The following is a 22,380-nucleotide window of genomic DNA, read 5'->3' as shown; positions in this document are numbered from 1 at the left end:
GGGCTTTGGTGGGGGGGGGGCTTCACCCCACCGCCCTGCCACCCATCGCCCCACCGCACTCCGTCCCGCCGGCCGCGCCCTCAGGACACGCGCCTCAACGCCAGCACGGCGTTGAGGCCGCCGAACGCGAAGGAGTTCGACAGCACGGCGCGCACCGCGCGCTCGCGCGCGACGTTCGGCACGTAATCGAGGTCGCAGGCGGGATCGGGCTCGAGGAAGCTGGCGGTCGGCGGCACCACGCCTTCGCGCAGCGCGCCGATCGCGGCGACGAGTTCGATCGCGCCGGCCGCGCCCAGCGCGTGGCCGTGCATCGACTTGGTCGAGGACACCGCGAGCGCATCGGCATGCGCGCCGAACACCTGGCGGATCGCCTTGGTCTCGGTGGGATCGTTGGCCGGCGTGCCGGTACCGTGGGCGTTGATGTAGTCGACGTCCGCGGGCGCCAGTCCTGCCTCGTCCAGCGCCGTGCGCATCGCGCGCGCGGCGCCGTGCTCGGAGGGAAACACCAGGTCGCCGGCATCGGCGCTCATGCCGGCGCCGGCGAACTCGGCGAGGATCGCCGCGCCGCGGCGGCGCGCGTGCGCGTAATCCTCCAGCACGAACATGCCGGCGCCCTCGCCCAGCACCAGGCCGCGGCGCTGCCTGGAGAACGGCCGGCAGGCGTCGTCGGCGAGCACGCGCATCGCCTCCCACGCGCGCAGCGTGCCTTCGGTCAGGCAGGCCTCGCTGCCGCCGGCGACCGCGGCGTCGACCATGCCCGAGCGCACCATGTGGAACGCCTGCGCCAGCGCGTGGTTGGCCGAGGCGCAGGCGCTGGACACCGCGAACGCGGGCCCGGTGATGCCGTAGTCGATGCTGAGGTGCGAGGCCGGCGCGTTCGTCATCAGCCGCACGATCGAGAACGGATGCAGGCGCGGATTGTTCTCGGCGTACAGCCGGCGCGCTTGTTCGTCGTGGGTGCCCTCGCCGCCGACGCCGGTGCCGACCACCACGGCACTGCGTTCACCGAGGCCGTCGGCGCGGAAATCGAGCCCGGACTGCGCGATCGCCTCGCGCGCGGCGACCAAGGCGAACTGGGTGAAGCGGTCGAGCAGCGGCAGGCGTTTGGCGTTGAAGTGCGCCGCGGGATCGAAGCCGCGCACCTCGCCGGCGATCTTCGAGCGGAATGACTCGGCCGGCACCGCGGCGAGCGGGCCGATGCCGACGCGGCCTTCGCGCATCGCCTGCCAGTTCGCCGCGGCGTCGTGGCCGAGCGCGCTGATCGCGCCCATGCCGGTAATGACCACGCGCCGCACGGCAGCGTCTCCGGCGTGCGCGTCAGGCCGCGCCCGAGGCCGGTTGCACCTTCTCCGCCAGCAACCGCTCCACCGCCTCGACCAGGCCGCGCACCGATTCGGTGTCGAAGTTGGGATCGCGATCGGGCATGGTGATCTTGAAGCGGTCCTCGATCTCGAAAATGATCTGGATCGCGTCGAGCGACTGGATCTCGAGATCCTTCAGCGTGGCGTCGGGCGTGATGCGCGCGGCGTCGATCCCGCTCTCCTTCGCGATGATCTCGAAGATGGTGTCCTGCACGCTGCTCATCGAGAAACTCCGGAGTGGCTGGCGATCGGCAGCTTCACGCGCGCGCCTTTCGCGCAGGTTTCGGGGTCGGCGCGGGCGCGCGCCTATACTCGCGCCGCATCTCCACACGCCGCCACGCCATGCCCACGACCACGCTGATCCTGTGGTTCGCCAACATCGTGATCGACACCGTCGGCCAGCTCGCCTTCAAGAGCGCCGCCCGCGGGCCGGACGCCGGCGGCGGCTGGCGGGCGCACTGGCGCGCGCTGGCCGGGCGCCGCGCGCTGTGGCTCGGAATCGGCTGCTTCGTCGCGGAGTTCGTGGTCTGGCTGGCTTTCCTGTCGCTGGTGCCGCTGTCGTCCGGCGTGCTGCTCGGCTCGATCAACATCGTCGCGGTGATGCTGGCCGGGCGCCTGCTGTTCGGCGAGCGCCTCAGCGCACGCCGCGTCGCCGGCATCCTGCTGATCGCCGGCGGCGTCGCCGTGGTCGGCGCGGGAGCCTGAGCGTGCGCCGTTTCTACGTCCTCGGCTTTCTCGCCCTGATGGGCTTCGACACGCTCTCGCAGGTGTGCTTCAAGTTCGCCGCGCTGCACGCGGCGCCGCTGGCCGCCGATCCGGCCTGGCTGCTGCGCGTGCTGGGCGCGCCGTGGGTGTACGGCGCGGTCCTCGGCTACCTCGGCGCGTTCGCCACCTGGATGACCCTGCTCAGGCATGCGCCGATCGGGCCGGCGTTCGCCGCCTCGCACCTCGAGGTGATCAGCGTGATGGCGCTGTCGGTGCCGCTGTTCGGCGATCACCTGGGCGCGGCGCAACTGCTCGGCGCGGTGGCGATCGTCGCCGGCATCTTCTGCCTGGCCTCGGACCCCGCGCCGGAAGGCGCTCCGGCAATCGCGGATGAGCGCGCCTGAACCCATGCGTCGGCGCGCCGAGGTGCCGCCGACTGCCGGCCTGCCGCCGCGCCTGCGCGACCTTCTCCCGGGCGCGGGCGCGCCGCTGGATGCGCGCGCGGCCGCGTGGCTCGGCGTGGACGCAGCCCTGGTCGCCTGCTCCGGCACCGCCGCGCTGGTGATCGCGCTGCGCGCGTTGCGCCGCACGAGCGCGCGGCGCACGGTGGTGGTGCCCGCCTACACCTGCCCGCTGGTGCCGCTGGCGGTGGCGCACTGCGGCCTGGAAGTGCGCCTGTGCGATCTCGCGCCCGGCGGCTTCGACCTCGACCCCGCCGCGCTCGCCGACGCCTGCCGCACCGATACGCTCGCGGTCGTGCCGACCCATCTCGGCGGTCGCGTCGCCGACGTCGACGCCGCGCTCGCCGCCGCGCGGCGCGTCGGCGCGTTCGTGGTCGAGGACGCCGCGCAGGCGCTGGGCGCGCGCGCCGGCGGCGCTTCGGTCGGCCTGCGCGGCGACGCCGGCTTCTTCAGCCTCGCGGTCGGCAAGGGGCTGACGCTGTACGAGGGCGGCCTGCTGGTCGCGCGCGACGCCGCGATGCGGCGCGCGCTCGCCGGGGAAGCCGCGCGGCTGCCGCGGCGCTTCGGCTGGGAGCTGCGTCGTTCGCTGGAGCTGCTCGGCTACCACGCGCTATACCGGCCGCGCGTGCTGCGCTACGCCTACGGCATGCCGCTGCGCCGCGCGCTGCGCCGCGGCGATGCGATCGCCGCGGTCGGCGACGCGCTCGGCCCGCATATCCCGCTGCACCGCGTCGGCGCGTGGCGGCAGGGCGTCGGCGCGCGCGCGATCGCGCGCCTGCCGGCATTCCTCGACGCGGCCGCCGAACGCGCCGCCGCGCGCCGTGCGCGCCTCGCCGCGCTGCCGGGCGTGCGCGTGCTCGACGATGCCGGCCGCGGCGCCGGCACCTGGCCGTTCCTGATGCTGCTGATGCCCGACGCGCGCGCGCGCGATGCGGCGCTGGCGCGGCTGTGGGGCGCGGGGCTCGGCGTCAGCCAACTGTTCATCCACGCCCTGCCCGACTATCCGCGCCTCGCCGGCATCGTGCCCGCACAGGCGGTGCCGAACGCGCGCGACCTCGCCGCGCGCATGCTGACCGTGTCGAACAGCCCGTGGCTGGACGAGCCCGGTTTTGCGCGCATCTGCGCGGAACTCGAAGCGGCATTGCGTCCGTAGCGTGCGCTGCGCGCACGATGACGGCACGGACATGCGTGCAGCGCACGCCACCCGACCGCACACCATCGCCGGCACCGCACGCCCGTGCGACGCCGCGACGACGTGCGCGGAGCCGACGGCAGCGCCGCTGCGGCAGCGTCCTCTTCCGCGGGAAAGCGAAGCGCGCTACGCGAGCGCGGCCAGCAGCCGCGTGTTCAGCGCATGCTGCTGCGCCTGCCAGGCGGCGAGCTGCGCGGGGTCGATCGCGGGCTGCGCGTCCAGCGCGCTCAGCCAGCGTTTCCAGCGCGTGCGGTAGCGGTAGGCGGAAACCTCGCCGGTGATGTCGCTGCCGACGATGCGCCCGGCGAGGCCGCGCAGCGCGTCCAGGGCGTCGGCCTCGCGCAGCACGCCCTGGTCCCAGTTGGTGCGCGCGACTTCGGCGGCGAACACGTCCTTGTCGATCGACACGTACAGCGGCCCGCGGCCGCGCAGCGCGGTGCCGAACGCTTCCAGCATCGACGCCGCGTCGTCGTAGCGGCGCACCGCGCGGCCGAGGCCGAGCCGGGCCGCCCAGCGCGTGTCGGCGCCGATGCACCAGTAGGTCAGCCGGCCCGCGTACAGCGGCGCCAGCCGGTTCTGCCAGCTCTGCGCGGGGCCGACGTCGGCCGAGGTGATGCCGACCACGTGCACGTGCGCGACGTGCGCCAGGCGCGTCACCCCGCGCACCCACGAGCCGCAGTGCACGCCGAACGGGAAGCGCATGTTGTCGGGATGGTTGTCGAACACCACCACCTCGAGCGGGCCGCGCGCGGCGCAGCGCTCGATCAGCAGCAGGCTGACGTGGTGGAAATCGCCGCTGCCGAGCAGCGCGGTGCCGTGCGCGGCGGGCAGCCGTGCGGCGAGGTGCGCGCGCAGGCGCGCGAACGTGCGCCGGCCGCAGCCGTAGCGGACGGCTTCCTGCCAGTCGCCCAACGCCAGCGTCGTCGCGCCCGGCACGGGTCCGGCCGAGGCGTCGAAATCAAGGACCAGCGGCGTGCGCACCGGCGCGGCCCTCGAACCAGGCGCGGTCGCGCTCGAAGCGCCCGGCGCAGCAGCGCAGCAGCGCGCGCAGCACGCGGCTGCGCGCGTACACCGCGTGGCGGGTGAAGGTGAAGCGCGCGCCCAGCGCCGCCTTGACCTCGGGATCGGTCCAGCCGGCCACGTAGTGGCGCAGGCCGCGCGCCCGCGCGTACTCGATGTTTTGCATCCAGCTCACCGCGTACAGGTTGTGCGCGCGCGCTTGCGGGTAGGCGAAGCCGACGTACTTGTCGATCAGCATGCCGGCGTGCGCGTAGCAGAGGTTCCAGCCGATCAGTTCGCCGGCGTGCCGGTAGGCGAACACCACGCCGCCGCTGCCGGCGTCCTGCAGCACGGCCTGGAAGAACGCCGGCGTCAGCAGGTCGAAGTGCAGATCGCTCTGCCGGTACACGGCGAGGTACAGCGTGTAGTAGTGCTCCAGCACGCGCGCATCGTGGAAGCAGTCGGCGCCGGTGGGCAACGTCTCGATCTGCAGCGCCACGCGCGCGCGCAGCTTGCGGCGGATGTCGCGGCGGCGCGCGTGCGACAGGCGCGCGAGGAACGCGTCGGCATCGGCGAAGTCGATCGGCACGTAGGCCAGCGCCTGGCCCGCGACCAGCACGCAGCCGGCGTTGGCGCAGGCTTCGGCGAAGTCCGCGGCGCGGCGGTTGTCGACGGCGTCCAGCAGCGGCGAGTCCTGCGGGATGTCCTTGACGATCAGCAACGGCTGCGCCGGCGCGTGCGCCTGCAGCAGCGCGGCGACCGCGGCGGCGGCGTCGCGCCCGCGCGGCAGCGGCGCGTACTCGGAGACGGTGGTGCCGACGAAGCAGGTGCGCGGGTGCAGCGCGCCCTTCCAGCGCGCGTACAGCGGCAGGCGGCCGATCCGGCGGCGCGTAGCCGCGTCGGCGGTGGTCAGCAGGTCGAAGCGGGCGCGGAACGCCGGCGCGCCGATGCAGGTGATGAACGCGGCGAAGTCCCGCGGCGGGTGCATCAGGAATGCGCGCAGCAGTCCCGGCGGCTCCAGCACGTTGCCGAGCGGCGGCAGGCCGGCGAGGTCGGGTGGTTCGTCCTCGACCGCTGCGCCGAACGCGGCCTCGGTCAGGTTCATGTCGCCGGCGCGGTGCGCTGCGCAGCGCCGGACACGATGCGCCCGAAGAAGTCCGCCGAGCAGGCGATCACGCGGTCGCGCTGCTGGTCGACGGTGATCATGTGGTAGCTGTCGTCGAGCAGCACGGTCTCGACCGGGCCGCGCACGCCGCGCGCGACCAGGTGCGCGTTGCCGACGCTGGCGACGTCGTCCTCGGCGGCGTGCATCACCAGGCACGGCGCGCGCACGCGGCCGAGCTCGCGGCGCATGCGCGAGGCGAGCTGGTAGAACTCCGCCAGCGACGGCCACGGGTTGCCCGGCAGCCCGGCGGCGGCACTGTCGCCGGCGAGCATGCTGCCGGCGATGCGCTGGCGGATGCGCTCGTCCTTGATGCCGTAGGGGAAGCTCTCCATGAAGCGCTGGCCGCGGCCGAGGCCGAGCCGGGTCACCAGCGGCAGCAGGAACGACAGCCGCGCGATCGGCGGGATCGACCAGCCGTCGTAGCGGAAGGTGGCACCGTAGGCGGCCACGCCGTCGATCTCGTGCGGGCGGTCGGCGGCCAGCTTCAGCGCCAGCACCGCGCCCATCGACAGGCCGGCGACGAACAGGTGGTCGACCTGCTCGCGCAGGCGGTCGGCGGCCTCGCCGACGCTGCGGTACCAGTCGCGCCAGCCGGTGCGCAGCAGGTCGGCCTCGTCGCCGCAATGGCCGGCGAGCTGCATGCCGTGCACGGTGAAGCCGGCGCGGTGCAGGCCCTTGCCGACGAAGCGCATCTCCGCCGGCGTGCCGGTCAGTCCGTGCACCAGCAGCACGCCGGCGCGACTGCCGTGCAGGAAGAAGTCGGCCTGCTTGATGCGCGTATGGGTCACTGCCGGTCGCCGCTCGAAGGGGGCGCCCAGCATGCGCGACAGACCCTTTCGGGGCGCTTTCTGCCGGCGCCCGCAGCGCGGCCGGAGGTCGCGCGCCGGCCGGACGCAGCCGCGCCCGCGCTACCCGGCGCGGACGCGCCGGGCGGCGTTCAGCGGCCGGCGCCGCTCAGGAAGCCTGTTCGGCCGCCAGGCGCAGCAGGCCGTGCAGCGTGCGGCACAGCTCGTCGCGCGAGCCGCGGATGCCGAGGCGCTCGGACAGCGCGCGCACGTTGTCCGTGTCCTCGCCGCCGTCGTCGCGGTAGGCGCAGGCGGCGAGCACGTCGGCGTCGAGCAGGCCGATGCTGGAACCGTCCTCGAGGTCGATGGCGAGATCGCGCAGTCCGCGACCGCTGGCGGAGCGCCAGCGCAGCGCGCGCACGCGCGGGGCCAGATTGCGTGGATCCTGCGCGGCGATGGTGCCGTGATGGAGCGAACCCATGGCATACCCCCCTTGTCGCCCGCTTTGCGTGCGGGCCTGCCCGTGGGGGAGCAATCTTGGCGCCAGCGCGGCGTTCACGCTTGTGAACTTGCGTGGCGGGATCGACACGGCCCGCCGGCCGCCCGTCCGGGCGGCGGGCGGGCCGGCGCCCTCAGCGCCGCGGCGCGAGGATCGCCGAGAGGCGGTCCGGCGTGCCGGGGACGCGCTCGAGGTGCGGGTACTTCAGGCCGCCGTGGTAGTCCACCTCGACCGTGCGGTAGGCATCGGCGCTCTTGATCAGCAGCGCGATCGGCGCCTTGTCCGCCTTGGCGGCGGTGATCGCGTCCTGCAGGCGCTCCGGCTTGTACTCGCGGCCGTTGACCGCTACCAGCGTGGCCCCGGACGGCACGCCGGCCTTGAACGCCGGCCCGTTCCAGCGCACGTCGACCAGCCTGGCGTCCTTGCTCGCGATCACCAGGCCCAGCGAGTAGGTGAAGTCGGCGACCTTGCGCTCGGCCTCGTAACCTTTCGTCATCGCGCTGGGCGCATCGGTGTAGACCAGCTTCCAGCCGGCGCGGGCGAGGCCGTCCAGCGGCGGCGCGTGCGCGTCGAGGCGCTGGCGCAGGAACGTCGCCCAGTCGTGCGGCGCGAGCGCGTTCAGCGTGGCGACCACGTCGTCGAAGGTGTAGGTCTTCGTCGTCCAGGCGCCGTTGTCGACGCCGAAGAACGCGCGCGCGAAGTCGTCCAGCGAGCGCCTGTCGCGGGTCAGCTCGCGCAGCTCGCTGTCCACCGCCAGCCAGATCAGCTGGCCGGCGCTGTAGTAGTCCTCGCTCATCTGGTAGTTGCGGAATGGCAGCGGCCGCCGCATGGCGATGATCGGGTCGTTGGTGGTGTCCTGCACGTTGCGCCAGTCGAAGCCGGGGCGGTTGTCGGCGTAGGTGGCGGCGACGCTGGCCAGCGCGTCGCGGGTCTGCTCGGCCGTCCACAGGCCGGAGCGTGCGGCCAGCACGTAACCCCAGTACTGGGTCTGGCCCTCGTACACCCACAGCAGGCTGTCCTGCATCGGCACGTTGAAGTTGGGCGTGGTGAGGTCGGCCGGGCGGCGGAACTTGCCGTTCCAGGAGTGCGTGTACTCGTGCGCAAGCAGGTCGCGCTCCGGCGTGCTCTTCGCCCAGTCGGTGAAGTAGTCGGGGCCGACGCCGTTCTCGCTGGAGCGGTGGTGCTCGAGGCCGATGCCGCTCAGGTTGTCGGACAGCGCCAGCAGGAAGTCGTAGTGGTCGTAGTGGTGCGCGCCGTACAGCTTGTAGGCCTGCTGCACCAGCGCGCGGTGGATGGCGAGCTGGTCGGGCTTGATCGCGAGATTCTCCGGCGCGTCGGCGACGACGTTCAGATGCACCGGCACCTTGGCGCCGGGATCGAGGTCGACGCGCTTGAAGTAGCGGCCGGCGAACATCGGCGAATCGACCAGGGTGGCGAACGGCACCGGCTTGAAGCTCGTGCTGGCGCCGTCCTGCGCGGCCACTTCCAGCGCGCTGCCGAACTGCCAGCCTTGCGGCAGCGTCACGCTGGGCGCGACCGTGATCAGGCGGGCGTCGTGGCCGGCCGGATACAGCGCCACCGCATTCCACTGCAGGTTGAGCATGTCCGGGGTCATCACCACGCGGCCCTGGCCGCGCTCCTGCGGCGACAGGAACTGGAACTCGACGGTCAGCGCGGTGACGCCCTGCGGCACTTCGACGTGGAAGGCGTACACGTCGAGCGGGTCGCGCGTCCACGCCAGCGGCTTGCCGTCGGCGTTGACGGTCAGGCCGGCGAGCTTGTCCAGCGGGCCGGTCGGCGAATGGTTGCCGGGGATCCACTGCGGGTACAGCAGGGTCAGCGGGCCCGCCTGCACCGGGATCTGCTCGCGCACGCGGAAAATGCGCCGCGCGGTGTCGGTAGCGTCCACGGCCAGCTCGATCGTGCCCGGATAGGGCGTATCGGCCGGCGCCGGCACGGCGGCATGCGCGAGGGGCGCGCCGGCAGCGGCGGCGGCGAGCAGGACGGACAACAGGGCGCACGGCGACGTGGCGTTCATGGCGTTCCCGGGAGTGGCGGTCGGGTGGCGGCGCCGGATTCCCCGCGGCGCCGGGCTGGCCCGCGATGCTAGCAGCGGCGGCGGCCGCGCCGGTGCCCCAAAGGTCACGGGATGCGCCGCTCGCGCGCCCGCGCGGACGCGATCAAGATAGGCTTCACAGGCCTCCCGCAGGAGGCGCGGCGCCCCACGGAGGTGGCAATGGCCCGGATCAGGCCCGCGAGGAAGGAGCGGCCCCCGGCCGGCTCGCGTCGGGGACGCGCAGGCCGCGCCGGGGCGTGCGTGAAGGAAGGGCGGCGCGGCGTTCTGACGAGGAGCTCCGCGGCCCCGGCGGCGGCCTGCGCGACGCAAGCCTGGGCCGGCGCCGTCTCGCCGCCTGCGACGCCGGTGCTTGAACAATTGCAACGCCCCGGGCGATTGGCCCGGGTCTTGCGTGTGCTCCGCCCCGGAATAAAGCCATTGGCCTCCGCATGACCACCGAAATCCCCACGCGCCCCGCACCGGCGGAGCTGCCGCTGCTGCCGGGCTCGCATCCGAGCGAGCGGCACGCCTTCACGCACTACCTCGGCCAGCACACGGGCACGACCGTGCGCCTGCTGCTGCTGACCGGCACGGTCGCCTACTTCGCGCTGACTGCGTGCGGCGAACTGGTCGGCAGCAGCGGGGTGCCGCTGGTGCTGCGCGCGCTGCCGCTGCTGCCGCTCGCCGCGCTGGTCTGGCGGGCCTTCCTGACCTCGGATCCGCACCGGCTCTGCCTGCTCGCGCTGGCGGCCACCTTCGTGCTCGAGGTCGGCATCGGCCTGAACGGCTACCAGCATGCGCAGGGCGCGCAATGGGTGCTGCCGGCCTACGTGATCGTGCCGCTGGCGAGCAGCGTGGTGTGGCTGTGGCGCTGGGATTTCATCCTGGCGATGACGCTCTGCGCGCTCGGCCCGCTGCCGCTGCTGCTGGCGGAACCGACGCTGTCCACGCTGCCGGCCCAGTACCTGCTGTACATGAGCGTGACCCTGGTCGCCGCGGTGATCGTGCACGGCCTGATGGACGACATCCTGCACAAGCACTTCCGGCTCGAGCAGCAACTGCGCGAACGCGCCTACAGCGACGACCTGACCGGCCTGCTCGCGCGCAACCGCTTCCTCGAACTGGCCGCCGCGCGCCTCGCGCACAGCGCACGCCAGGGCGTGCCGGTGTGCGCGCTGTACCTCGACGCCGACCACTTCAAGCAGATCAACGACCGCCACGGACACGCACTGGGCGACCAGACCCTGGTCGCGCTGGCCGACGTCCTGCGTCACCATCTGCGCCCGCTGGACCTGATCGGACGCGTCGGCGGCGAGGAGTTCGCGGTGCTGCTGCCGGGCCTGGCCCAGGACGAGGCGGTCGCGGTGGCCGAACGCATCCGCCACGCGATGCACGGCATCCGCCTGCCCGACGACGTGCTCACGGTCAGCATCGGCGTGGCCGCGCAGCATCCCGAACAGACCCTGCACGAGCTGCTCGCCACGGCCGACACGGCGCTGCGCCAGGCCAAGCGCAACGGCCGCGACCGCGTCGAGACCGCCGGCGCGGAGCCCGTCCAGCCGGCGTAGCGGACCCTGCGTGAGGGGTTTCAGCCCCGCTCCCGCACCCTCCGGACGGCGGTCGCGGCCGAAGCCGCTCCCGCCCTACGCGCCTTCGCGGGCCAGCCGGCTGCGGCGGATGCCGTAGCCGAAATAGATCACCAGGCCGACCGCCATCCAGATCACGAAGCGCTCGTAGGTGATCCACGGCAAGCCGTAGATCAGCGCGATCGAGAAGCCGATGCCGAGCAGCGGCACCAGCGGCACCCACGGCGTGCGGAACGCGCGCGGCAGCTCCGGGCGGCGCCGGCGCAGCACGATGACCGAACCGCAGATCACGATGAACGCGCTCAGCGTGCCGATGTTGACCAGCTCGGCCAGTTCGCCGATCGGCAGGAAGCCGGCGGCCAGCGCGGTTGCCGCGCCGAGCAGCAGGGTCGGCCGGTACGGCGTGCCGTAGCGCGGGTGCACCTTGGCGAACCACGCCGGCAGCAGGCCGTCGCGCGCCAGCGCGAACCAGATGCGCGCCGCCGCCAGCATGAACGCGAACACCACGCTGATGATGCCGGCCACCGCCGCCGCCGCGATCGCCGCGCCGACCCAGCGCAGGCCGAGCGCCTGGAACGCATTCGCCACCGGCGCGTCGTTGTTCAGCGAGCTGTAGTGCACGATGCCGGTCAGCACCAGCGCGATCGCGATATACAGCGTCATCGACACGCCCAGCGACAGCAGCACCGCGCGCGGCAGGTCGCGCTGCGGGTTTTTCGCTTCCTCGGCCGCGGTCGTCAGCGTGTCGTAGCCGAACACCGCGAAGAACACCACGCTGGCCGCGCCCAGCACGCCCATCCAGCCGTAGTGGCCGACGCCCTGCGCGTCGACGATGCGCGCGGGCACGAACGGGTGCCAGTTCGCCGGATCGATGTAGAACACGCCGACGCCGATCACCAGCGCCACGCCGATCACCTTGATCGCCACGATCGTCGTGTTGAAGCGCGCGCCCCACTCGGTGCGCACGGTCAGCAGCACCGCCACCGCCAGCGCCACCAGCGCGGCGACCAGGTTGACCACGTGGCCTTCGCCGGTGCCCGGCGCGCCTTGCGCCCAGGCCGGCAGATGGATGCCGAACGCGCCGAGCAGGCTGATCAGGTAGCCCGCCCAGCCGCTCGCCACCGCGGCGACGATCAGCGCGTACTCCAGCAGCAGGTCCCAGCCGATCAGCCAGGCGACCAGCTCGCCGAGCACCGCGTAGCCGTAGGTGTAGGCGCTGCCGGTGACCGGGATCATGCCGGCGAACTCGGCGTAGCACAGCGCGGCCGCGGCGCCGGCGGCGCCGGCGATCAGGAAGCTCAGTACCACCGCCGGCCCGGCGTTCACCGCGGCCTGCTGCCCGGCCAGCACGAACACGCCGACGCCGATGATGCCGCCGATGCCGATCGCGGTGAGCTGCCACAGGCCGAGCACGCGGCGGAAATCCCCGCGCGCGCCGGCCTCGGACTGCAACTGCTCGACCGTCTTGTGCCGCGTGAGTTGCGCGAACAGTCCCATGAGCCCTCCCCCGGACATGAAAGCGCCGATGATAGCGGCAGGCGCGCGCGGCGCATCCCCCATCGGACAGGGGGCTTGCCGACGTTCCTCTTGCAGCGGCGCGACGCGGCCGCGATTCGTGCGCGGGGTGCACGCTGCGAAACCGGGGTCGCGCGGCGCGCGCTCCGCGCACGAACGGCGCGTCCCGAGCCGGGACGCGCGCAAAGCGCGCGCTACAAGGCTATTTTCCCGCCGCCTCGAGCAGCGCCGCGTAGCTCGGCTGATCCACCGGCACGCCGTCGGCATCGCAACTGCCGAGCCGGCACAGCGCGCCGCGGATCGCCGGATCGTGCTGCGCGATCACGTGGAAGATCGCGTTCTGCTCCAGTTCGCCGTGGAACGCCGCCGCGCCGGGGCCGCGCGCGAAGATCGCCACGTCCTCGCCGCCGTGCGTTTCCGATTGCATCGGATGGGTGGCTTCCTGCAGGTAGTCGGGATCGGCGGTGTCGACCTTGGCCAGATCCGGGCGGCCGTCGCGGATGCCCTGCGCGGTCTTGTACTCGTGCGGGAAGTGCTTGGGCCCTTCCGGCTGGCGGTCGGTGGCGCCGAGATAGCCGGGACCGGAGGCGAAGCCGAGCGTGGTGTACGGCAGGCCCATGGCGTCGCGCGTCAGGCCGGCGCCGCCTTCCTCGTCGTAGCTGTCGGTGGGGCCGCGCACCAGGCCGAGGATCGGGTTGCCGCGCGCCGGATAGCCGGCGAAGGTCATGGTGTGGCTGTGGTCGGCGGTGACGACGATCAGCGTGTCGTCGGCCGAGGTCGCCTCGACCGCCGCCTGCACCGCGTCGGCGAAGGCGACGGTCTCGTCCAGCGCGCGAAACGCATTGCCGGCGTGCAGCGCGTGGTCGATGCGCCCGCCTTCCACCATCAGGAAATAGCCGTGCGGGTTCTTCTGCAGCACGCGCAGCGCGGCGCGCGTCATCTCGGCCAGGCTGGGCTCGCCGGCGGGATCCTTGGGCCGCTCGTGCTCGTAGCGCATGTGCGAGGGCTCGAACAGGCCGAGCAGGTGGTCGACGCGCGCGTAGTCGAGCGCGGCGAGCTGCTTCGCGTTCCAGACGTAGGCGCTGGCGGGCTTCCTCGACCATTCGGCGACCAGGTCGCGCCCGTCGAGGCGCCGGCCGGCCTTGCCGGGATATTCGGGATCGCGCGCGCCCGCCGGCATGAACTCGGTGCGGCCGCCGCCCATCGCCACGTTCAGGCCGTCGCCGATCGGAAAGTCGACCAATTGCGCGGCGAAGTCCTCGCAGCCGGCGGCGCGCGCTTCCTTCGTCATCTCGGCATCGACTTCCCAGTTGCGCTCGGGCAGGTGGCCGTAGGTCGCCGCCGGCGTGGCGTGGGTGATGCGCGTGGTGGTGATCGCGCCGACCGACTGCCCGGCCAGCTTGGCCAGCTCCAGCGCCGTCACCAGCGCCTGGCCGCGCGCCGAAGCGCAGTCGTCGCGATGCGCGGCCTGGCCGACGCCGATGAAGCCGGCCTGGGTCTTCACGCCGGTCATGATCGCGGTCATGGTGCCGGCGGAGTCCGGCGTCTGCATGTTGGTCTCGTAAGTGCGGCTGAGCGCGGTGAACGGAAAACGCTCGAAGCTCAACCGATAACTTTCGCCGTCGACGCCCTTGCGCTGGCCGGCGAACACGTGCGCGGCGGCGATGGTGGGGATGCTCATGCCGTCGCCGAGGAACACGATCACGTTCTTCGCCTGCGGCTGCGCGCCGATCGCGCTGGCGGCGGCCGCCGCGGCGCCGGCGCGGAACCACCACGCGCTGCTCTCGCCGGCGGGGCGCTGGATCGCGGGCACGTCGATGGCCGCGCGCGCGGCGGACGTGGGGACGGACGGCGCGCCGGCGCAGGCGGCCAGCAGCAGGACGGCGGCGCCGGGCAGCGCGCGGCGCAGGGCGGACGGGACGCGGATCACGGCGGATCTCCCTCGAATCGACGCGGCAGGGTAGCGCGCCGTCCCCGTCGCGACGAGATGACCTCCGGCAGTCACGTCCGCGCCGGCGGATTCTGCTAGCGTGGGCCGTTCGCCGAGGAGCCGCACCATGCACGTACGCATTCCCGCCGTCGCGCTGACCGCGGCCACCCTGCTGGCCGGCTGCGCGCAGCCTGCGGCCAGGCCGCCCCGGGTACCCGACGGCACGCGCGCGGACGTGGCGATCCTCGAAACCACCGATCTGCACGCGAACGTGCGCAGCTACGACTACTACCGGCTGCAGGACGACCCCACGCTCGGCTTCGAACGCGTCGCCACGCTGATCCGCCAGGCGCGCGCGCAGTTTCCGAACACCCTGCTGTTCGACGACGGCGACACCATCCAGGGCACCGCGCTGGCCGACTACCAGGCGCTGGCGCAGCCGGTCGGCTGCGACCAGGAGCTGGCGATCTACCGCGCGATGGACGCGCTCGGCTACGACGGCGGCACGATCGGCAACCATGAGTTCAACTACGGCCTGCCGTTCCTCGCGCAGGTCACCGGCACGCCGATGGACGTGCCCGGCGTGGCGCCGCGGCGCTGCGCCGGCCCGCGCTTCCCGCTAGTGCTGTCCAACGTGTTCGGCGCGAAGGACGGCCGGCCGCTGTACGCGCCCTGGCGCGTGATCGCGAAGACCTTCACCGCCTACGCGCCGGACGGCAGCGCGATCGCGGTGCCGCTGAAGGTCGGCATCGTCGGCTTCGCGCCGCCGCCGATCATGGACTGGGACCGCCGCAACCTCGCCGGCAAGGTCACGGTGAAGGGCGTGGTCGAGGCGGCCGCGCGGTACGTGCCCGAACTGCGCGCGCAGGGCGTCGACCTGGTGGTGGCGATCTCGCACGGCGGCCTCAATCCGGCGCCGTACGTCGCCGACATGGAGAACGCCAACTGGCACCTCGCCGGCGTGCCGGGGATCGACGCGATCCTGCTCGGCCACTCGCACGACGTGTTCCCCAATCCGGACCCGCACTCGCGCTTCGCGCACATGCCCGGGGTCGACGACGCGCGCGGCTTCGTGCTCGGCGTGCCGGCGGTGATGGGCGGCTTCTTCGGCCGCGACCTCGGCGTGATCAGGCTGGCGCTGCTGCGCCGCGGCGGCCGCTGGGTGGTGGACGAGGCCGCCACGCACAGCGAAGTGCGCCCGGTCTGCCCGCAGAAGAACGCCTGCGTCGCGCCCGATCCGGAGATCGCGCCGCTGGTGGCGGCGGCGCACGCGGCCACCGTCGCCTACGTGCAGACGCCGATCGGCCGCAGCGACTTCCGCATGAGCACCTACTTCGCCGACGTCGGCGACGTCTCCGCGCTGGCCGCGGTGGCGGCGTCCGCGCGCGCCTACGTCGAGGACTGGATCGCGCGCGATCACGCCGACCTCAAGGGCATCCCGGTGCTGGCGGCGGCGTCCGCGTTCAAGGCCGGCTTCGGCGGCCCCGGCGACTACACCGACGTGGCCGCGGGCGACCTCTCGATCCGCAGCGCCGCCGACCTCTACCTCTACCCGAACACGCTGGCCGCGGTGAAGCTGGACGGCGCCGGCGTGAAGGCCTGGCTGGAGAAGTCCGCCGAGCGCTTCAACCGCATCGATCCGGCAAGGCCGGAGGCGCAGGCGCTGATCGACCCGCGCGTGCCCAGCTACAACTTCGACGTGCTGTTCGGCGAGCTCGACTATGCGATCGACGTGACGCGGCCGGCCGGGCAGCGCATCGTCGACCTGCGCTGGCGCGGCAAGCCGCTCGATCCGGCGCAGCCGTTCCTGGTGGTGACCAACAACTACCGCGCCTCCGGCGGCGGCCGCTTCCCCGGCCTGGACGGCGCGAACCTCGTGCTGAGCGCGCCGGACACCAATCGCGACGTGCTGATCGGCTGGATCCGCGCGCACGGGACCCTGCACCGCGCGGACGTGCCGGCGCGTCCGTGGCGCTTCGCGCGCGTGCACACGGCGGGACCGGTCACCTTCGTCTCCGCCGCCGGCAAGGCCGACGCCGCGCGCGCCGCGGGGCTCGACGGCGTGCGCCTGCTGCACGACAACGGCGACGGCAGCGCCACCTACGCGATCGACCTGTCGCGCTAGGCCGGCGCCTGCGCCGGACGCGCGCGGCGAGGTTCAGCCGCCGGCAACGGCGGGCGCGAGCAGCGCGCGCAGCTCGGCGGCGGGCATCGGCCGTCCGGTGAGGTAGCCCTGCACCAGGTCGCAGCCCGCGGCGCGCACCGCCGCCAGCTCCTGCTCGCGCTCGACGCCCTCCGCGATCACGATCAGGCCCAGCGACTTGGCAAGACCGACCATGGCGCGCAGCACCTTGCCGGTGCGCGGATGCTCGTCGACGCGGGCGACGAAGCTGCGGTCGATCTTGAGCGCATCGCAACGGATCTGGTTGATGTGGCTCAGCGAGGAGAAGCCGGTGCCGAAGTCGTCCAGCGCGATCTTCACCCCCCGCGCGCGCAGTTGATCCATCGCGGCCACGCAGGCGGGCATGTCGTGCATCATCACGGTTTCCGTAAGTTCGATGCGCAGGTGTTCGGCGCAGTCGCGCTCCAGCGCCGCGTCCACGCGCGCCAGCAACCCGTCCGCCGCCAGCGTCTCCGCGGTCATGTTGGCGCTCAGGGCGAATCCCCGCGGCAGCCACGGCTTCCACGCGCGCAGGATGCGGCAGGTTTCCTCGAGCACCCACTCGTCGATCGCCTGGATCAGCGGCGAACGCTCGACCGCATGCAGGAACCGCCCCGGCGTCCACAGACCGTGCTCGGGGTGCGCCCAGCGCAGCAGGATCTCCGCGCCGACCGGCCGCAGGGTGGCGACGTCGCAGATCGGCTGGAAATGCAGGACGAACTCGTTGCGCGCCAGCGCCAGCTCGAGCTCGCCGTGCAGGCGCAACGCGTCGCGCATCGACTCACGCATGCCCGGCGTGACGATGCTGAGCCGGTTGCGCGCCTGCGCCGGCACCTCGCGCGCGGCCGACAGCGCCATGCCGAGCAGGTCTGCGGCGGCGGCGTCCGGCCCGGGGCGCGCGAAGGCCAGCCCGACCGACCAGCGCCCCGTCGCGCCCGGCGAAGTCGTTCCGGCATGCAACCGCGCACCGTGCGCCAGCGGCTCGAGCTGGCCCGCGATGCGGTATTCGCCATCCGCGGCCGGCAGGATCAGCGCCAGCGTGTCGGGCGCGACCCGCGCGACCGTATCGACGTTCATGTCGCGTGCGCGCACCCGCTCCTCGAGCGCGTTCAGGCGGCGCGCGACCCCCGCCTCGCCGTCGCTGACCACCACCTGGGCGTGATCGTCCATGACCATCACCGCGAGCCCGAACCGCTGCCGCAGCGCCAGCATCTGCTGCACCCGCTCGAGCAGGACGGCTCGGTTGAACAGTCCGGTTTCCGCGTCGAAGCGCCGCAGGTAGGCGCGCTGGCTCTCGCGATAGCTGCGCTTCTCCAGCACGGAGCCGACGCGCGCGCGCAGCAGGGCGATATTGACCGGCTTGGTCAGGTAGTCCTCCGCGCCGAGCTCGATGCAGCGCACCACCACGTCCATGCCGTCGTTGGCCGACACCATGACGACGGGCAGGTCCGGGAGACGCTCCGCCTCGTACAGCGCGCGCAGCACCTCGGTGCCGTCCAGGCCCGGCATCATCGTGTCCAGCAGCACCAGGTCGGGAGCGGCGGATTCGATCCGCGCCAGCGCCTCGTAGCCGTCGCGGGCCTCGTCCAGGCGCGCGTAGCCGAGGTGGCGCAACTGCCGCAGCAGCGTGAAGCGCGCGCCGTCGTCGTCGTCGACCACCAGGATGCGCGGCGGATCGCTCATGGCGCAGGCTCGCCGACGGTCCGCCTCGCCGCGGGCAGGCCGTCGATGACGCGGCGCAAGCGCGCGAAGTCGATCGGCTTGGGCAGGAAGGCGACGGCGCCCGCCGCCAGCGCATGCTCGGCTTCGTCCTTCAGCACGTGCGCGGAAAGCACGATCACCGGCGCCACGTGCGCGCGCGGCTCGCGCCGCAGCCGTTCCAGGAACGCCCAGCCGTCCATGCCGGGCAGGTTGAGGTCGAGCAGGACGAAGTCGAATGCGCGCGCGGCGAGCGCATCCAGCCCTTCCTCGGCGCTCGCCACGCGGTACACCGCGATGCCGTCGCGGCCGAGTCGGCGCTCCAGCAGGTAGGCATGGTTGTCGTCGTCCTCGACGCAGAGCGCGGTCGCGTTCACGCGCCCTCCCCGGTCGGGCTCGCGCCCAGCGCGGCGAGGGTCGAACGCACCCGCACCAGCATGGCCTCGATGTCGCCGCCGCTCTTGCGCATCAGCTCGGTCGCGCGCCCGTCCAGCATGCGCACCACGTCCGGCGAGAGCTCGGCGGCGCTGACCAGGATCACGGGCACGTCGCGCAGGCGCGCATCGGCGTGCATCGTTTCCAGCACGGCGATGCCGTCCATGTTCGGCATCATCAGGTCGAGCAGCATCAGTTCCGCGGGGCGGTGGCGCAGCGCGGCCAGCGCCTCGACGCCGTCGCGGGCCTCGTCCACCTGCCAGCCCTCGGCGCGCAGGCGGCGGGCGATCTGGTAGCGGAAATCCGGGTCGTCGTCGGCCACGATCGCGCGCGGACCGTCCACGCGCTGCGCGAACCGCCGCGCCAGCGCCAGCAGGCGCTCGCGCTCGAACGGCTTGGTCAGGTGCTCGACCACGCCGAGCGAGACCCCGCGCTGGTCGGCGTCGGTGATCGTGCACACGATCACCGGCACGTCGCGGAATTCCGCGTCGGCGCGCAGCGCCGCCAGCACGTCCCAGCCGCTCATGTCGCCAAGCAGGATGTCCAGCACCAGCAGCGCGGGCCGGACCTCGCGCACCGCCGCCAGCGCCTCCGCGCCCGAGCGCGCCGGCTGCACGCGGAAACCCGCGCGTTCGAGGGTCGTTACCGCCAGCAGCAGCGCGTTCGGATCGTCGTCGGCGACCACGATCAGGTCGCCGGCATGCGGCGCGCGCGCAGCCGGGGCCGGCGCCGCCGCGCGCGCAGCCTGCCCGTCGACCAGCGGCAGGGTCACGGTGAACACGGAGCCGGCGCCCGGCGTGCTCGCGACCTCGATGTCGCCGCCCATCAGGCCGCACAGTTGGCGGCAGATGCTGAGGCCGAGGCCGGTGCCGCCGTAGCGCCGCGCGATCGTCTGGTCGGCCTGGCGGAATGGTTCGAAGATGCGTTCGACCTGCTCCGGCGCGATGCCGATGCCGGTGTCGGCGACGGCCACGACCAGGCGCGAGCCGTGCGTCGTCCCGCTCACGTCGACCGCGACGGAAACGTGGCCGTCGCGGGTGAACTTGCAGGCGTTGCTCAGCAGGTTGAACAGGATCTGCTTGACCCGCGTGCTGTCCAGCGACACCACGCCGGGGTCGGCGGCGAAACGCACGTCGATGCGATTGCCGTGGGCCTTGGCCAGCGGCTGCACCGTGCCGACCACGGTGTCGACGAGATCGCGCACGCGGCACGGCTCCGGGTGCAGTTCGACGCGGCCGGCCTCGATCTTCGACAGGTCGAGGATGTCGTTGATCAGCGCCAGCAGGTGGCGACCGGCGTCGACCACCCGCAGCATCGGCTCGCCGAGCTCCGCGTGGCCGCCCTCGGCGAGTTCCTCCGCCACCAGCTCGCTCAAGCCGATGATGGTGTTGAGCGGCGTGCGCAGCTCATGGCTGATGTTGGCGAGGAAGGCCGACTTGGTCAGGTTCGCCGCCTCGGCCTCGGCCTTGGCCAGGCGCAGCGCCTGCTCGAGCTGCACGTGTTCGGTGACGTCGGCGCGCACCGCGGCGACGCCGCGGATGGCGCCGTCGGCATTGCGCACCGGGAAGCGGATCGCCAGGAACGTGTGCTCGCCGTCGGGCATCGCGACGGTCTCCTCGAAGCTGGTTTCGCGCCCGCTGGCCATCACCGCGCTGTCGTGCGCCATCACGCGGGCGGCATCCTGCGGCAGCAGCAGGTCGTCCAGGCGCCTGCCGTACATCCCCTCCACCGTGCGGCCGAAGCTGGCCGCAACCGCCTCGTTGGCCTCGACGATGCGGCCCTCGCGGTCTTTCACCGTGATCAGCAGCCCGGAGTGGCGGAACAACTCGCGTTGCAGGCGGGCGCTGTCGCGCAACTGTTCGCGCGCGGCCGCGGCGCGCTGCGAGAGCAGCGTGATCCACCCGGCGAGGCCAAGCAGCGCGGCGGCGACCAGCGCGCCGGCCAGGCCGCGGCGCGGCGTCAGCAGCAGCGTCGCCAGCCCCGGCGGCCGCTGCAGCGCCACGATATGGAGCCGGCCGTCGCCTCGCGCCGCCGGGTTCGCCGCGTCGGGATCGAAGGTGGTGAAAACGGCCAGCGCATCGCCCGACCGAATCTGGCCCGCGGATTCGCCTGCCGGCGCGCGCCACCCGCCGCGGGACGCCGCGGCCAGGAGCTGCGGCGCCTGCCGCGGATCGAGGAACCCCCAGCTGCCCGCGCCGGTCGGGCCCAGCACCACGCGACCGTTCGCGTCGACCAGCCGCAGTTCGCCATGCGCCTTGGCGGCATCGTCGCGCAGACGCTCGATCAGCGCGTCGCCCTCGACGTTGATCAGCAGCGATCCCTTGCGCGCGCCGTCCGCGCCGAACACCGGCACGCCGATGCGGAACATCGGCCGGATCGGAATCTCGAGGGCGCCGTGCTCGACATTGGCGTCGAGCCCCGACACGTAGGTCGTGCCCGCCGGCAACGCGGCGAGGGCGCGCACGAAATAGCGCTCGCCCTTGTCCTGCAATTCGGCGTCGGGCACCCGCCAGACGCGGCCGTCGCGATGGTCGACGCGCAGTACTTCGCGTCCGGCGGCGTCGATCAGGCGCAGCTTGGCGTAGACACGCCGCGTGCGGGCCAGCCGCTCGAACAGCACGGCCGCGCGATCGAGCTCGGCAGGCGTGCGCGCGGCCAGCGCGGCGCCGACGTCGGCGGCGACGAAGGCGGCATCGCCGCTGGCGGTCGAGGTCGCCGTGCGCAGGGTGCGTTGCGCCAATTCGACCACGCCGCGGTCGTGCGCCATCCACTCGGCCATGTCCTGGCGCCGCGCCAGGACCAGCAGGCCGAGCGCAAGCAGCGCCGCCGGAACCAGCAGCAGCGCATAGACCACCGACAGCCACCGCGCGAACCGCCACCACCCTCTTGCCGGCATGGCCACCCTCCGTGGAGCGTGAGGCCGAAGCGACCGGCGCGGCTGCGCGCAGCCTTTATCCGGCCGGACGGCCGGACGCTACCACCATGGGCGATGTGGTGGAAGTATACAAAGCAACTGCGGACGGATGGCCGTCTACGCGAACGCGGCCTCGACCAGCGCATCCGCGTGCAGCGCGGTGGTGTCGAACAGCGGCAGGGCGACGTCGCCGGCATCGATCAGCATGCAGATCTCGGTGCAGCCGAGCAGCACGCCCTGCGCGCCGTCGGCGGCCAGCGCGTCGACGATGGCGCGGTAGCGCGCGCGCGACGCCTCGAGGATGTCGCCGCGGCACAGCTCGCCGAAGATCACGCGGTCGACCTCGGCGCGCGCCTCGGCATCCGGCACCAGCGTCTCGATGCCGTGGCGGGCGAGGCGCTCGCGGTAGAAATCCTGCTCCATGGTGAAGCGCGTGCCGAGCAGACCGGTGCGGGCGATGCCGGCCGCGCGCAGCGCCGCGCCGGCGACGTCGGCGATGTGCAGCAGCGGCACGTCCACCGCCGCCTCGACCGCACCGGCGACCTTGTGCATGGTGTTGGTGGCGATGCCGAGCACGCCGGCGCCGGCCGCCTCGAGCGCGCGTGCCGCCCCGGCCAGCACTTCGCCGGCGCGCGCCCACTCGCCGGCGCGCTGCATGGCGGCGATCTCGGCGAAGTCCAGCGAGTGGACGATGCAGCGCGCCGAATGCAGGCCGCCGAGCCGCTCGGCGACGCGCCGGTTGAGGTGGCGGTAGTAGAGCGCGGTCGATTCCCAGCTCATGCCGCCGATCAGGCCGATGGTTTTCACGCGCGTTCCTCCCGCGACAAATGGTTCCGCAGGCTCCCGACTCTAGCGGAGCCGCGCAAGCGCGCCCTGACCGCCGGCAAGGCGCGCAGTGCGATTTCGTGCTTGGCCGCC

18 protein-coding genes are annotated in these 22,380 nt (G+C 73.2%); 5 read left to right on the top strand and 13 right to left on the bottom strand.

All coding sequences use genetic code 11. The features are described from left to right. Positions 1-80: 80 nt before the first annotated feature. On the bottom strand, positions 81-1,295 hold the full coding sequence (locus ABFC67_RS09420) for a beta-ketoacyl-[acyl-carrier-protein] synthase family protein (RefSeq protein WP_346737756.1): 1,215 nt from the start codon (positions 1,293-1,295) through the stop codon (positions 81-83). A 22-nt stretch (positions 1,296-1,317) separates the two neighbouring features. Beyond that, the gene (locus tag ABFC67_RS09415) at positions 1,318-1,584 is read right to left on the bottom strand and encodes a phosphopantetheine-binding protein (RefSeq protein WP_346737755.1); all 267 of its coding nucleotides are present in this window, start codon (positions 1,582-1,584) and stop codon (positions 1,318-1,320) included. Positions 1,585-1,703: 119 nt separating this feature from the next. Here ABFC67_RS09415 and ABFC67_RS09410 point away from each other — a divergent pair, with 119 nt between their 5' ends. Genes ABFC67_RS09410 through ABFC67_RS09400 form a run of 3 tightly spaced genes read left to right on the top strand, consistent with a single transcriptional unit; the run spans position 1,704 to position 3,680 of the window. Next, the gene (locus ABFC67_RS09410; RefSeq protein ID WP_346737754.1) at positions 1,704-2,066 is read left to right on the top strand and encodes an EamA family transporter; all 363 of its coding nucleotides are present in this window, start codon (positions 1,704-1,706) and stop codon (positions 2,064-2,066) included. A gap of 2 nt (positions 2,067-2,068) precedes the next feature. Further along, positions 2,069-2,470, top strand: a complete 402-nt coding sequence (locus ABFC67_RS09405; RefSeq protein ID WP_346737753.1) for an EamA family transporter — start codon at positions 2,069-2,071, stop codon at positions 2,468-2,470. After that, positions 2,457-3,680: a DegT/DnrJ/EryC1/StrS family aminotransferase gene (locus tag ABFC67_RS09400; protein ID WP_346737752.1), complete on the top strand. Its 1,224-nt coding sequence runs from the start codon at positions 2,457-2,459 to the stop codon at positions 3,678-3,680. Before ABFC67_RS09405 ends, ABFC67_RS09400 begins: the two co-directional genes overlap by 14 nt. Positions 3,681-3,845: 165 nt before the next feature. On the opposite strand, the gene ABFC67_RS09395 is transcribed toward ABFC67_RS09400, so the two are convergent. The 5 genes from ABFC67_RS09395 to ABFC67_RS09375 all read right to left on the bottom strand — a co-directional run bounded on the left by ABFC67_RS09395 (position 3,846) and on the right by ABFC67_RS09375 (position 9,205). Further along, positions 3,846-4,700, bottom strand: coding sequence for an arginase family protein (locus tag ABFC67_RS09395; protein WP_346737751.1), 855 nt, complete (start codon positions 4,698-4,700; stop codon positions 3,846-3,848). Next, positions 4,678-5,706, bottom strand: a complete 1,029-nt coding sequence (locus ABFC67_RS09390) for a peptidogalycan biosysnthesis protein (RefSeq protein WP_346737757.1) — start codon at positions 5,704-5,706, stop codon at positions 4,678-4,680. The genes ABFC67_RS09395 and ABFC67_RS09390 overlap by 23 nt, the downstream gene beginning before the upstream one ends. Positions 5,707-5,819: 113 nt before the next feature. Then, complete coding sequence (locus tag ABFC67_RS09385) at positions 5,820-6,704, bottom strand: alpha/beta fold hydrolase (protein ID WP_346737750.1); 885 nt, start codon at positions 6,702-6,704, stop codon at positions 5,820-5,822. 133 nt (positions 6,705-6,837) lie between these two features. Further along, positions 6,838-7,149, bottom strand: coding sequence for a hypothetical protein (locus tag ABFC67_RS09380; RefSeq protein ID WP_346737749.1), 312 nt, complete (start codon positions 7,147-7,149; stop codon positions 6,838-6,840). A 151-nt stretch (positions 7,150-7,300) separates the two neighbouring features. Beyond that, positions 7,301-9,205 carry a peptidase M61 gene (locus ABFC67_RS09375; protein ID WP_346737748.1) on the bottom strand — a complete coding sequence of 635 codons (1,905 nt, stop codon included), beginning with the start codon at positions 9,203-9,205 and terminating at the stop codon, positions 7,301-7,303. Positions 9,206-9,672: 467 nt separating this feature from the next. Between ABFC67_RS09375 and ABFC67_RS09370 the strand changes: the two genes are divergently transcribed. Next, positions 9,673-10,791 (top strand): GGDEF domain-containing protein, encoded by a 1,119-nt coding sequence (locus ABFC67_RS09370; protein ID WP_346737747.1) that lies wholly within the window; start codon positions 9,673-9,675, stop codon positions 10,789-10,791. 75 nt (positions 10,792-10,866) lie between these two features. Here ABFC67_RS09370 and ABFC67_RS09365 read toward each other — a convergent pair whose 3' ends face one another. Beyond that, positions 10,867-12,306: an amino acid permease gene (locus tag ABFC67_RS09365; RefSeq protein WP_346737746.1), complete on the bottom strand. Its 1,440-nt coding sequence runs from the start codon at positions 12,304-12,306 to the stop codon at positions 10,867-10,869. Positions 12,307-12,526: 220 nt separating this feature from the next. Next, positions 12,527-14,254: an alkaline phosphatase gene (locus ABFC67_RS09360; protein ID WP_346737745.1), complete on the bottom strand. Its 1,728-nt coding sequence runs from the start codon at positions 14,252-14,254 to the stop codon at positions 12,527-12,529. Between the two features lie 127 nt (positions 14,255-14,381). On the opposite strand from ABFC67_RS09360, the gene ABFC67_RS09355 reads away from it, so the two are divergent. After that, entirely contained in the window at positions 14,382-16,379 is a 1,998-nt protein-coding gene (locus tag ABFC67_RS09355; protein WP_346737744.1) for a bifunctional 2',3'-cyclic-nucleotide 2'-phosphodiesterase/3'-nucleotidase, read from the top strand. A 33-nt stretch (positions 16,380-16,412) separates the two neighbouring features. Here the strand turns inward: ABFC67_RS09355 and ABFC67_RS09350 are convergent, their stop codons facing one another. The 4 genes from ABFC67_RS09350 to ABFC67_RS09335 all read right to left on the bottom strand — a co-directional run bounded on the left by ABFC67_RS09350 (position 16,413) and on the right by ABFC67_RS09335 (position 22,269). Further along, a complete protein-coding gene (locus ABFC67_RS09350; RefSeq protein ID WP_346737743.1) occupies positions 16,413-18,098 on the bottom strand; it encodes an EAL domain-containing protein in 1,686 nt (561 codons plus the stop codon). After that, a complete protein-coding gene (locus ABFC67_RS09345; RefSeq protein ID WP_346737741.1) occupies positions 18,095-18,490 on the bottom strand; it encodes a response regulator in 396 nt (131 codons plus the stop codon). The genes ABFC67_RS09350 and ABFC67_RS09345 overlap by 4 nt, the downstream gene beginning before the upstream one ends. Beyond that, positions 18,487-21,444 carry a response regulator gene (locus tag ABFC67_RS09340; RefSeq protein ID WP_346737740.1) on the bottom strand — a complete coding sequence of 986 codons (2,958 nt, stop codon included), beginning with the start codon at positions 21,442-21,444 and terminating at the stop codon, positions 18,487-18,489. The genes ABFC67_RS09345 and ABFC67_RS09340 overlap by 4 nt, the downstream gene beginning before the upstream one ends. Positions 21,445-21,579: 135 nt before the next feature. Further along, positions 21,580-22,269 (bottom strand): aspartate/glutamate racemase family protein, encoded by a 690-nt coding sequence (locus ABFC67_RS09335; protein WP_346737739.1) that lies wholly within the window; start codon positions 22,267-22,269, stop codon positions 21,580-21,582. Positions 22,270-22,380 lie beyond the last annotated feature (111 nt).

It is taken from the genome of Mizugakiibacter sp. (assembly GCF_039680435.1).
In the GTDB taxonomy this organism is placed as follows: domain Bacteria; phylum Pseudomonadota; class Gammaproteobacteria; order Xanthomonadales; family Rhodanobacteraceae; genus Mizugakiibacter.
Note: the sequence above shows the minus strand (reverse complement) of the source record. Positions and strands in the feature narration are given on the sequence as shown.